We start from the raw sequence: 11,960 nt of genomic DNA on the forward strand, positions 1-11,960 counted from the left end.
GGGTGGCTATCCTGCAGCTTCTGGCCCAAAAGAAAGCTTGTGTATGTGGGGACCTGGTAGATGAACTTCCTCTTGCGCAGGCGACGGTCTCCCAACACTTGAAGGAACTCAAGCGTATAGGTATTATCAAAGGAGAGATCAACCCGCCCCGGGTTTGCTATTGTATTAATGAGGTTGTTTGGGAAGAAGCTAGACAGACATTTGGTTCACTTTTTGATATTTATGTGGGTGCCTCTACATGCTGCTAGCGAGAGGGGCTCTTTTTTTGTTCTTGTTTATCGTAATATTACATTAAACCAATAGAGCACGATGGAAAACGCGGATCAGATTAAAGAAGTGGTGCGGCAGAAATACGGTACTATTGCCGAACAGTCAGATGCAAGTGGCTGCTGTGGACCTACCTCCTGCTGATTGGCAAACACCGGTTTCGGCTTGAACAGGCTGCCGTTGGGCTGCTCAACCGGCCCCTGGTTACGGAAGCCGTTCATAAAATTACCGTTTTATGAGACAGGAGAATTCCGCGACCGGCGGGCCGGAATAATTCCAACACCGGATCCGGCAATTCATTTGGAGAATATGCAACACGAAATGCCACTCAACAAAATCCGACCGCCGGTGCAGGCACAGCACCAGGTCTCACTCATCGAAAAGACGATAACCGGATACTCTGGATACGACCGCGCAGGCTCAGCAATATGGAGGCGGCCGAACGGGACTTGAAGCAATCCTCACAGCAAATGAAGAAGCCTTTGTCACCTACAAGAGGGTAGAGAAACACTCCCCTCTCAATAAGGCCGTGAGCCTCCCAAGCTCCGTACCTGCTGAAGACTCAGGTACTCCTGTTTGAGACTCCCGTTGATGCGTTCGGCTATCGAGTTTTCCAACGGGTCTGAGTTTTGAGTCATACTCATCCGGATGTCATAGCTATCTATCGCCCGTACATATTCATCCCAACAGTATTGAATGCCCGGATCACTATAGTATATTAATTGCTTCGCTATCCGTTTGGTAATCTGTTTCAGGGCCATTTCCAGAGCTCACAAGCTATTTACCGCTTCCAAATTGTCAGCGACAGCGAAACCTATGATCCGCGGGGAATAAGCGTCGGTGATTAAGGATATGTGCAGGTAACCAACCTCGGTCAGCCATTAAGTGATGTCAGCCACCCATACCTGATTAGGGCGAAGAACAACAGGTTCTTTGATCAAATTGGGGTACTTTCGAAATCGATGCCGGGAAAACGTCGTCGTCGTTTTGCATTTTCGCTTTCTGATTAACAGCCGATTGCAGACGACAAGTCGAAGAATAAACCCCGCCCCATTTTTAGACCATTCTGCTTTATGGTCTCCTGAAGAAGATCGTAAAGCTTCTTACCTCCCATTCTGGGATGGTCCGCTCTGACTTCTCTGACGGGCCCAATACTCATTCATCGGCATGCTCGGAAGTGCGCTGACGGTTGGCATGCCGGTAAAACGCCCGGCGACCCGGCTCTTCAATAGGCAAGTCTGATGGAAGAGTCGCACGGCCTTTTTACTTGGGCCTTCTGTAGCTGATCGTTCTTTTCATTATTTCCTCTTGCGCCGTGGGGCTTCAAAGCGAAGCAAAATCTGGGCCGGGCCAACTTCGAAACGCTCCCGTTTTGCCCGAACTAAATTCGTTTGTACACCGTAAGCTGCGATTTGCGATACGCGCTTCCCGTTCGAACTCTGTTATCCACTCTTCATTGCTGTGGATCTGCGACCGATACTTTAGATATCTTTTCCAGGTGGATATAGCCCCACTTTCGCATTTGTCGGACGATCGGAAGCAGGGTCTTGCCATACTCTGTCAGGGAATATTCCACGCGTGGAGGCACTTCACCAAAGACCTGACGGTCGATGATACCATCTTTTTGCAACTCGTCGAGTTGTTTGGAAATCATGCGTTCGCTGATCGTAGGCAAGGTGCGTCTTATTTCACTGAACCGGTTACGTCCTGTTTCGATCAGGACGATGATTGTTGTCTTGCACTTGCCTTTGAGCACCTTCAGGAAGACATCAGAGGGGCACTGGCTTTCGGTTTTTCCTATTTCATCCATAATTCTTTCTGCCTGAAAATCAATAATCCTGAACTTTTATACCGTTACGGCATCTAATGTAAGCTATTGGTCAAGCGACTCAAGTCGATTAAGTTGGGTCTTCAAATGTACATTTTCAACAGAGAACAACATGATGAATATACCATACAAAGCCTTGCAAGTAACTCACGAGGACGGCAATATCAGCCGAAAGATAGTCAACCTTAATACGCATGACCTTGCCGCAAACGACCTGCTGATCCGCGTCCATTATTCCTCAGTCAACTATAAAGACGCCCTGTCTGCTGCGGGCAACAAAGGCGTGACCCGCAAGTTCCCCCATACGCCGGGCATCGATGCTGCCGGAGAAATTGTTTCTTCCAACTCTGCTGATTTTCAGCCCGGGGACAGAGTGCTTATCACAGGATACGACCTGGGTATGAATACCTGGGGCGGTTTTGGGGAGTATATCAGAGTTCCCCGGCATTGGGCGTTGCCCCTACCAGAAGGATTGTCTTTTCGGGAAGCGATGGCTTTCGGAACCGCAGGGTTGACAGCGGGACTGTCGGTCGATGAACTAATCAAGGGAGGCATACTACCGGGAGCTGGTAAGATTGCCGTCAGTGGTGCGACCGGCGGTGTGGGGAGTCTAGCCGCAACGATCCTGAAAAAACTTGGGTACACTACTGTAGCCATCTCCGGCAAAGCAAACGATCCCTTCCTGGCCGATGGACTGGGTTTTGACGAAGTGTTCGAACGGGAGGCTTTTGTTGCCCAATTTGATCAAAAACCCATCGGCCCGACTGAATTTGTCGGCGCGGTCGATACTGTATCCGGTAAGGTGCTTTCGGGCATATTGAAATCTACCACGCGTGGTGGCGTCGTTACCTGTTGCGGAATGGTGGCTTCCGCCGATTTGCAGACCTCTATTTTCCCGTTTATCCTCAGGGGCGTACGCCTTGTCGGGATCGACTCGGTAGAAATCCCGCTGGCCCGCAAAAAAGAAGTATGGCGGCATCTGGCCAGTGATTGGAAGCCTGAAAACATGGGGGTACTCTGCCAGGAAATTATCCTGGACGAGCTTTGCGATGTGCTGGATGCCGTACTAAAAGGACAGGCAAAGGGTCGCTTTGTCCTGCGCCACTTTGAACCCGGGCAATGAGTATCAGTCCCATGAACTACACCTTGACTAATTCCGGAGCCTCCCTGAAATTTCGAAGATAGAGCTCAGCGATTTCGGGGTGGTTGATTGTTGAAATGTTTTGCAGGCATTTTTTAACCATTCTTGCAGATGGCAAAGAAGGGGTAAATCATTGCTGCTCTTTGTACAGCACCGTGTGAGACAGTGAACAAGTGTTTCTTTCGTGCTATCGCCAAGGGATAAACAGCATCTTCAATTTGGTTAGTATCGGTCCGAAAATCTCCATCAAACAGACACGCACTCAATGTATCCCAGCGGGCATAGCTTTATTGCATTGCTTTTCCAATTTGGCTTTCGGGAAGGGTACTTTTTATTCGCTCCAATATCCATCTGCCCCGTTCATTGGTGAAACTTAACGCGAATCAAGGTATTGAAGTCCGCCCAGGCGGAAAGCACGTTTGCGCAACACCTAAGCGAATAACATCTGTCTACGATGAACCTACGCTCGGACTATAAAAAATAGCCGATCTACTGGATCAATAGATTATTTTCCGTAGCAGCGACATACGCAACAACTATCCTGTTTGGTATAAACCTAGAACTTATCTTGTTGTGGAAGCTGCTTTTGAATTCCATTAAGCTATGTATACCATCTCACCAAACGAACATTTTATGATACAGCCAAATGAACCGGGATACTTCAGCTGCCGCATTCAGCAATACATCGGCCAACACATGGATCCCCTACGCAACTCACCAGCAGTTCCGGGCACTACCGCAGGCTAGTACCTGGACTTTAGAAAGCTTTGACTGGATACCTGGGCTACGATCGCATGGATCTCAGCGACTTGGGGCTGCCGGACGAAGATTAGGAGCGGTCTTTATGTCGATCGGCGAAGACTTCCCTTACATCCCGGAAATTGTTCCACCGAAAACTACCGAAACGAATAAAGTAAGTGTCTAAATCATCGACGATTTAAGGTCGTTGCGGAAACACTGTGCGGTCGGCTCCCATTATTCCTCGCCCCAGAAGTCCCAACCTAGGGTAGATTTGCTTTGAGGTAATCATACAAACCCTCGCCCCTCAAGTTCAGGGCCAGAATTTTTCCTTCCGGGTCAACTAACATATTGAAAGGTATACTTCCAATCGCATACTGCTTCGCGGCTTCATTTTGCCAGAATTTCAAATCGCTTACATGGGTCCAGGCAAGGTGATCGTCGGCAATAGCCTTAATCCAGGCGGATCGGCTTTTGTCTAAAGAAACCGAAAGTATGGTAAAGTTTTTTCCGGAGAAGTCCTGATAGGCTTTAACGAGAACGGGGCTTTCCTGACGACAGGGACCACACCAGCTGGCCCAGAAATCGACCAATACATAGCGTCCCTTAAAGGAGGACAAACTCACAGCACGCCCCGTCGTGTCCGGTTGAAGGAAGTCTACAGCTCGCGTTCCTATGGCCGTTTTCTGAGCTATTCGCCAATCTTTTCGGAAAAACTTAACCTGACCTGATCCGGCAATACGGGAAGTCTCATAAATCCTTAACAGGGAATCAGCAACAATCAAATCGCCAGCCTGGCGGCTGGCTATATAACCCGCAACCTGATTGACAGACGCAGCAGCCAATGGAAACCGCTTCATCAGGTCTATTTTTGCCTCTTTTTGTTGATCGATGACTTGTTTCATCTGTTTTTTCAACAACCGCAATGCCGTTGTATCACCCAGGCTTCGTGCCTGTTCTTGTTTCTCTTCAAGTGCATTCAAATCGAACCTGCGATATACCTGATCGTATTTCTGACGGATGGCTTCCTCGGGTGACCCGGTAACAATAGCAGCATAGAGAGAATCCGTATACCCCTCGATGCGCATCGAACGGTTTTCGAGATAAAAACCTATGGCCTGACCGTTGGCGCTGGTCTGCAGCATGCAATACGTAGGCTCACTGACCAACCCACGAAATATAAATTTCCCCGATGGATCTGCCTTCGTAGAGTCCACTCGATTGTTCTCCTTATAAAAAGCGCGCTCATAGAGGTATATTTTCTTTCCCCCGGCGCCGACCAACCGACCAGACAACACAAACCCATTTTTGCGGCTTTTCGAGCTTTGGGCGTTCATGATCAGGGGAGCGAATGCGTAAATAGCGAGTAAGAAGCAGATCAATCTCATTGAAACAAAGAGAGAAGACGGCTTACCAGGCAGGGAAATGAAGACTAGGCTTCCGTCTCCCTACTTGCAGCCAAGGTGAGTAAATCCTCGTTTATACGACAAGATAATAGTCCAGGCAAGTAAAACATGGCAGATCGCTGCAAAGTGACGAACCGGCCGATCTTCGTCTATATACCAACGACACTTAAAATATTGCTGGAGATGAATATAGTCCGTTCAACAGGCCGAAGGATATGACTAGCGAAAGCTTTGAAAGATGGCTTCCAAACAGTCAATGCAGTATAGCCCGTCTAACCAAATTATCGTTACCCGGATACTTCCGCAACTACATCAGCGACTGCGCGGTGCTCAAAGCAATCCCCTGGTGGGCCCGGATGTTGCTGCCGGCAGAATACTTAGAAACTCTTGTCGAAAAAGCATCGTCCGAGTATCTGGAGTTCGAACCCGCAGGTCTCGGTGATATGGAGGCTGTCAAGCGGGGATTGGGAACCGCCTTTATGGTTATGGCTAAACCAAACCACATATCTTATAGGAAGTCTGACCTTTGAAGAACTTCATAATGGCCGAAGTGCCAATCAAGCTGTTCGCATCCTGTCAATAGGCCAGTAGTATTCTACCGGCCACTTTTTTCCGGAATTACAAGGAGCATTTCCATGTATTGTCATATTATTGTGATGCAACCATCACTAATTCTTTTATCAACCCGAAATACGCCAACACAATGAAACACACCGCAACACTCATTGCCGGACTGATCCTGTTATTCATCTCATGTCAGAAAGGAGACGTGATGACACCTCCCCGGCCTCAGGATAGTGATGCGAATTCCCCCACTACCTTTGATTTGCCACCGGAGGAGCCAGGTGGGCAGGGTAGCTGGGACTGGAGTGACGTGACTGTTACCTACAATCCTCCAACTTCGCCGACCACGAACACTGCTGAGCCCTTTATTAATTCGGGAAAGGCATCCGGGAGTTTTACCAGCAATGGACAGCTCGATAAATTTACTACTGATGTGGTAGTATTTAAGACCGAGCCAAGCGCACCGAACTTTTCGTTTGTACCCCCGACTGGTGCGATAAAAGTCTGGATGGGATTTATACTCCGGACATACGGAGGAAATTATTACATGATCAAAGCGTATCCGGTAGCCATTTCAAACGGAAATGCCTATTACACTTCCGCCCCTGTAAACACGCCCATCGCCGCAGGAAATATATACCGCTCAACAGCGGGAGGTCCTATCGGGATTCCTGAGAATTTTTCGTGGACGCCAGCTCAGTATGGCCCGGACGGGATTGTAACGACACCGGGATACTGGACCTGTAGCAAATGCGAGATACAAAGTATTACCGGAGATGTTACCGTCTCACTTTTAAAGATGAACGCAGACGGAACTCTGACATTAAAAGCAACGGTAAAAATCGGAGGCACAACGTATACGATTGACAGAGTCGGTTTTAAGCGTCTTGTTTAAGAACAAAGATCACCGGTCAAAGCAAAAAGGGATTTCAGGCAGCTGAAATCCCTTTCTGTTTTACGGTAGATAAGCCTAAAGATTCAATTCACCTATTATCGACACGCAGCAATATGTCACTACATTTTTCATTTTTCGCTATCTTTTCATGAAATCATCCACCTCCTCTGAAGGTAGTAGGGACGCCAGAACGGCTAATGGGCCGTCTCAAAAACTGGTGGTCGCCACAAGTGACCAGAGGATCCGAACCCTCCCCCAATCGCTGCCTCAAATTCATATTCCCAAGCCCCGGCACAAATATGTGCAAATGCGGGAATTTTGGCGTTCAAAAGCACGATTGGGACAGATTGTCCATGTGCCAAGTGCGGCGCTTAACGAAACTTCGATCCAGACCCGGGCAGTATACCCGTCTTCCGGAAGCGAACAAAGCAAGTGAAAATCCTCACTAAACGAACGTTTTATGAGACAACGGAGTGCTTCTTTTAACGCATAGAACAGTCGCACCTGATCCCGCTGAGATGACCCATTGAAAACAAATCAGTAGAATCACAGGCTGCTTCCTTTTCGGAAGGTGCCTTATTTTCAATCGATCATGCGCTTTCATTCGTTACGAGTTGTTTTGATTTACAAATTGTTCGTACTTAAGAATTGCCTCGCTCACCGTGCAGACACCCATCTTCCCTAATATCCGCTTCCGGTAGGCGAAAACTGTTGAAAGCGAGAGATTAAGAATACCGCTGATCTCGGCCATTCTCTTTCCAGTCCAAATCAATTGAATGACCTCCATTTCCCGTTCCGTCAGTTGCATAATTTCCTCGCCTCCGTCCGGATAGCGGTCTACGAAAACGTTCAGCATTTTTTCACGGACTCCCTCCCCCAGGTAAATCCTCCGCTGCACGAATACGGTTTGGATAGCATGCCTGAGTTCCTCGAGTGAGACTGCTTTTGACACAAAACCACTCGCGCCTGCGCGCAGAAAGGGCAAGGCGTAGGCATACTCATCCAGCCGTGTAAATACCAGGATACGAACATCCGGTTGGAAAAGAAGAAGCCTTTCCACCGCTTTCACGGTTCCACACCCGGGTGCCGACAGGTCCATCACCACCAGATCGAAGCGATCAGTTGACATGATCTCGGAGGCTCTGCGAAATGAATGGACCTGAACACACTCAGCTTCGTTGACAACTTGTCGCAACAAGTGCCTTAATCCGATTGTTAAAATCGGATAGTCATCTACAATTAAAATTTTGCTCATCAGTTTTAACAGGCGGTAGTAATTCAGATCTTAAATCTGCAACGCGCTTCATGAAAATGCTTGTCGCAATTATCTGACACTTTGGATAAATAGCGACATAAACCTACTCCATTTACTATTATTTCGTTTGCTCGAAGGAGCTACTTTTGCCTCAGGAGAAATGGTTTATCCAACTCATTTATCTAAACCAGTAACCATTTATATTATTTCTTAATTCAAGATTACGATAGTTGAAACGAAGGAAAACCCGACGATCAATGATCGACGGGTTTCTTTTGTCAAATATTCGAATAGTTGTTAAATCATCCGCGTACCACATCCTCTATCACCAAATATTCAAACCAGTTTCGGTAAATTCATTCATGTCAAGAATACATCATAGTTTTTAAATGGTCAAACAAGTATTCTGACGGATTAAGAACCGCCAGGATGTCTTCTTAACTTCAAAAGCAATGCTATTCCTTTCTCTGACCTGTCAGTAGTTCATACTTCAATACCAGGTCTATCATATTTTCCACGTCCATCTTACGAAAAATTCGAATACGGTGCGTATTAATTGTGGATGTCGAAAGATTCAGAATAGAAGCAATCTCCGAAACGCCTTTTCGGGCATAGAATAACCTGAGAATCTCCATTTCGCGTTCCGAAAGTGTTTCCAGACCACTTCCCTCCTTCCTATGGGGTTTGAAATAAGAGGAAAGTGTAAGGTCATGTACTTCGTCACTAACATAAATCTTATTCCGAAACAGAACGGTATCAATAGCCCTTCTCAGTTCCGATTCTGGGACTTTCTTTGAGACAAATCCATTTGCTCCGGCCTTTACAAAAGGCAATGCAAATAACGACTCATCCAACCCCGTAAAAATCAGGATTCGAATACCCGGTCGAATCGACCTGAGCCGGGTAATCATTTCAATGGTATTACCTCCCGGTACACCTAAGTCCATCACTACCAGATCATACTCTTCGAGTCCCACCAATTCCAGCGCCCTCCAGAAGGTACTCACTTCAGTGCATTCCACATCGGGCACATACTGCGTAATTACCTGACAAGTAGCCGCAGAAACGATAGGATGATCCTCGACTACCAAAACTTTTTTCATCTTCTTATAGGTTAGGCCATTAAGTATTTCAAATATATACCCAATGATTACTCCCATTGACATAGCAATTTTATTACATATTCATAAAATAAGTCAATCAATTAACATTTTCATGACAAAAGCCCGCATTAATAGCTTTTTCCATTTATCACATAATTCAATCGGACAAGAAGTAAAATATCTAATTAGTTTACCATTTTCGTAGAAGCCTTGTTTACTCAGCTGAAATTACTCAAAAGTAACCGTTAAACGATCATTCGATGTATCTTTGACAGGCTAATAGTTGTATAGCATTCACTTCATTCTAACCCCTTACGGTATATTTATAGATCCGCAATATCTGTCATTTCTAGTATAGAAATTCTAAACTATATTCAAATACTTTTTTCTACTTCAATAATCGCTTTTTGCAAGTCTTTGGCTATCCTCATCTATCACATCTTAAAAATAATATAAACAAAGAATCTTGATCTGTTCAAAGACTGTCGGCACATATAGACAGGAGTTTAAGGAATTCGGGAAAGGTAAAATTATACGCCACTAAAGTTGTCGCAATTTATTCCGTCAGATTATTGGATGTTTCGGCAGAGAATATCGCATCTATTTGACGCAGAGAGTCAGAGTGTTACGATATCAAATTTGAATCGTTCTCGCATAAACACGCAAAACCGTTACTAAATATACGGTTGACTAGAAAAACCGCTACTTCAGTTAACAGAAAAAAAAGGACTCCATATTTCCACTCTGAATGCATATGACTGTAAAAAAGTACAGGGCGCAGAATCTCTCTTGATAAGTTTTTTTATCTATACGCATGTAACAATTTTACTACAATGTAGTAAAATTCAAGACAATATTCACGTCAAATTGTTAATCGTATCGGGGTCTTTATTACCGTAGTTTACGGATGATTAAACACCTTCTCTATTGCCATTCTTCTGCCTGCCTATTCTCAAGGATACTATTCCGGGTCGCATTGTCAGAGTTTCCTGTTGGCAATCGACGGTCCCTTATCCACTTTGGAACCATTAGAAAACGGAATTTGACAAATTTCAACCATAAGACCATGAATAAACGATTACTTACGAGGAGCCTTATTACAGGCTGGATGCTGGTATCCGGTGCGGCTTTTGCCGTCGAAAAGAAAGCCGGACATTTTGTCTCTGCAGACTTACCGGACGCGCCTCGGCTGATGCAAGCCGCAGATCACGCACCGCAAGTCTTTCATGTTTTCGGACACGGACGCCCAGGCGAATTATGGCTCGATGGCCAATGGAAACAGGCTCCCGCCATCGCCGAGAAATTTCGCGGCATTCGACAGCCTCTGGCCATCTGGGGTTGTGAATTCGGAAAGGGAGACAAGGGCAGACAGGCCGTCAGCTACCTCTCCCGTGTGCTGGGAGTGCCTGTATCCGCTTCCGATGATATCACCGGAGCTGACGGGGACTGGGAGCTGGAAGTTGGACCACGACTCGCCCTGAAACACATGCACTATGCTGCCAATCTACAGTGTCCGGCGCCTTCCGCCGCCGATCCGGATACTGACGGCGACGGTGTACCGAATAGCATCGATCCCGATGATGATAACGACGGCATCCCGGATACGGCCGAAGGCCTTACCCGAAGCGCCAACGCCATTGTCAACGGAAACTTCGGAACCGATGGTAGTTCGGGCGGAAACCTGAACAACTGGACGACTAACGGTACAGGTACTTCCAACCTGACCAATTGGGCAGCAAGCGCGGGAGGTGCTGTATCCTTCCTGGACGGTGCCGAAGGATTGAATCTGTACCAACCCAACGTACCACTCAAAACCGCTTCAACGCCTTCCACAGCCACCTTTTCCATGAAAGTTTGGGCGATAAACGCGGCCGGAGTACCTACTAATCAGGGATGGGGAAATCTGGACATTTACCTTCAGACAACGACCGGGCTGGTCAGGCTCTTCCGGGTTAATAACCCGGTCACGGCCACGCTGGCAAGCCCCACCGCCAGTATCCAGCTCATCGACCCAACCCTGGTACTGAATCTGGCTATCGACGGCAACTATGTCACACGCTCCTTTGCTACCGGTGGGTATGTCACCATCACAGCAACCATAAATACTGCTACGCTCGTCAGCACAGGCTGGGTACTCGCTCAACGCAAAAACGGCGCGGCTAGCGGACCTAACGGTGTCATAGGCGCCGACGATTTTCTCGTTGACGATTTCTCCTACACCTATCAATCCGGAACCGATTCCGATGGAGACGGCATCCCCAACCACCTCGACCTTGACAGCGATAACGACGGAATACCCGATGCTGTCGAAGCCTGTGGGAACCTTTCGCTGACCCTGACCGCATGCCGACTCGCCGCCTCTACCACGGACACCAACGGAGACGGATGCCCGGACGGGCAACCGTCTTCCGTCTGCGCCACCCCGGTCGATACTGACGCAGACGGTATTCCTAACTTCCTCGACACGGACAGCGATAACGATGGATGTCCGGACTACAAGGAAGCCGGAATTGCAACAGCTCCCGCCTATTCCGGCGATACAAATGGTTTGACCGGTGCCGGCTGCAATACTCCCTCCAATACCAACTGGACTTCCGCAGCGGCCCACCCTGCCTGCGATCCCCCGGCAGCCAATGACGATTCCAGCACCGGCAATACGCCTGGCAGCAACACTACCATCAACATCCTGGCAAACGATAAGCTCTCTGACGGATCTCAGGCTACCACGTCCAATACTTCCGTCGCCCTGACTACCACCGGGCT

9 protein-coding genes and 1 pseudogene are annotated in these 11,960 nt (G+C 47.5%); 4 read left to right on the plus strand and 6 right to left on the minus strand.

The genetic code is table 11. From position 1 onward, the window contains the following. On the plus strand, positions 1–248 hold a 248-nt coding region (locus tag BLR09_RS25120; protein ID WP_143011224.1), incomplete at its 5' end, for an ArsR/SmtB family transcription factor. A gap of 537 nt (positions 249–785) precedes the next feature. Here the strand turns inward: BLR09_RS25120 and BLR09_RS25975 are convergent. Continuing rightward, positions 786–1,028 (minus strand): integrase core domain-containing protein, encoded by a 243-nt coding sequence (locus tag BLR09_RS25975; protein WP_093209309.1) that lies wholly within the window; start codon positions 1,026–1,028, stop codon positions 786–788. Between the two features lie 692 nt (positions 1,029–1,720). Then, entirely contained in the window at positions 1,721–2,077 is a 357-nt protein-coding gene (locus tag BLR09_RS25130) for a winged helix-turn-helix transcriptional regulator (RefSeq protein ID WP_093209311.1), read from the minus strand. A gap of 130 nt (positions 2,078–2,207) precedes the next feature. Between BLR09_RS25130 and BLR09_RS25135 the strand changes: the two genes are divergently transcribed. Continuing rightward, entirely contained in the window at positions 2,208–3,218 is a 1,011-nt protein-coding gene (locus BLR09_RS25135; protein WP_176785672.1) for a YhdH/YhfP family quinone oxidoreductase, read from the plus strand. A 113-nt stretch (positions 3,219–3,331) separates the two neighbouring features. On the opposite strand, the pseudogene BLR09_RS25980 reads toward BLR09_RS25135, so the two are convergent. Both BLR09_RS25980 and BLR09_RS25140 read right to left on the minus strand, forming a co-directional pair. Continuing rightward, a pseudogene (locus BLR09_RS25980) lies at positions 3,332–3,508 on the minus strand (IS66 family transposase); the annotation flags it as partial. Positions 3,509–4,237: 729 nt separating this feature from the next. Further along, on the minus strand, positions 4,238–5,311 hold the full coding sequence (locus tag BLR09_RS25140; protein ID WP_176785673.1) for a TlpA disulfide reductase family protein: 1,074 nt from the start codon (positions 5,309–5,311) through the stop codon (positions 4,238–4,240). A 772-nt stretch (positions 5,312–6,083) separates the two neighbouring features. On the opposite strand from BLR09_RS25140, the gene BLR09_RS25150 reads away from it, so the two are divergent. After that, positions 6,084–6,839, plus strand: coding sequence for a hypothetical protein (locus BLR09_RS25150; protein ID WP_093209318.1), 756 nt, complete (start codon positions 6,084–6,086; stop codon positions 6,837–6,839). A gap of 607 nt (positions 6,840–7,446) precedes the next feature. On the opposite strand, the gene BLR09_RS25155 is transcribed toward BLR09_RS25150, so the two are convergent. Beyond that, positions 7,447–8,094: a response regulator transcription factor gene (locus tag BLR09_RS25155; RefSeq protein WP_093209320.1), complete on the minus strand. Its 648-nt coding sequence runs from the start codon at positions 8,092–8,094 to the stop codon at positions 7,447–7,449. Between the two features lie 455 nt (positions 8,095–8,549). Further along, a complete protein-coding gene (locus BLR09_RS25160; RefSeq protein ID WP_176785674.1) occupies positions 8,550–9,197 on the minus strand; it encodes a response regulator transcription factor in 648 nt (215 codons plus the stop codon). Positions 9,198–10,263: 1,066 nt separating this feature from the next. On the opposite strand from BLR09_RS25160, the gene BLR09_RS25165 reads away from it, so the two are divergent. Next, the coding region (locus tag BLR09_RS25165; RefSeq protein WP_176785675.1) for a DUF4347 domain-containing protein at positions 10,264–11,960 on the plus strand (1,697 nt) is incomplete at its 3' end.

Source organism: Siphonobacter aquaeclarae (assembly GCF_900103285.1).
GTDB lineage: Bacteria > Bacteroidota > Bacteroidia > Cytophagales > Spirosomataceae > Siphonobacter > Siphonobacter aquaeclarae.

Coding starts and splice junctions, on each gene's coding strand:
- BLR09_RS25975 (WP_093209309.1), bottom strand. CDS start 1,028: ATGGCCCTGAAACAGATTACCAAACGGATAGCGAAGCAATTAATATAC.
- BLR09_RS25155 (WP_093209320.1), bottom strand. CDS start 8,094: ATGAGCAAAATTTTAATTGTAGATGACTATCCGATTTTAACAATCGGA.
- BLR09_RS25140 (WP_176785673.1), bottom strand. CDS start 5,311: ATGAACGCCCAAAGCTCGAAAAGCCGCAAAAATGGGTTTGTGTTGTCT.
- BLR09_RS25160 (WP_176785674.1), bottom strand. CDS start 9,197: ATGAAAAAAGTTTTGGTAGTCGAGGATCATCCTATCGTTTCTGCGGCT.
- BLR09_RS25135 (WP_176785672.1), top strand. CDS start 2,208: ATGATGAATATACCATACAAAGCCTTGCAAGTAACTCACGAGGACGGC.
- BLR09_RS25150 (WP_093209318.1), top strand. CDS start 6,084: ATGAAACACACCGCAACACTCATTGCCGGACTGATCCTGTTATTCATC.
- BLR09_RS25130 (WP_093209311.1), bottom strand. CDS start 2,077: ATGGATGAAATAGGAAAAACCGAAAGCCAGTGCCCCTCTGATGTCTTC.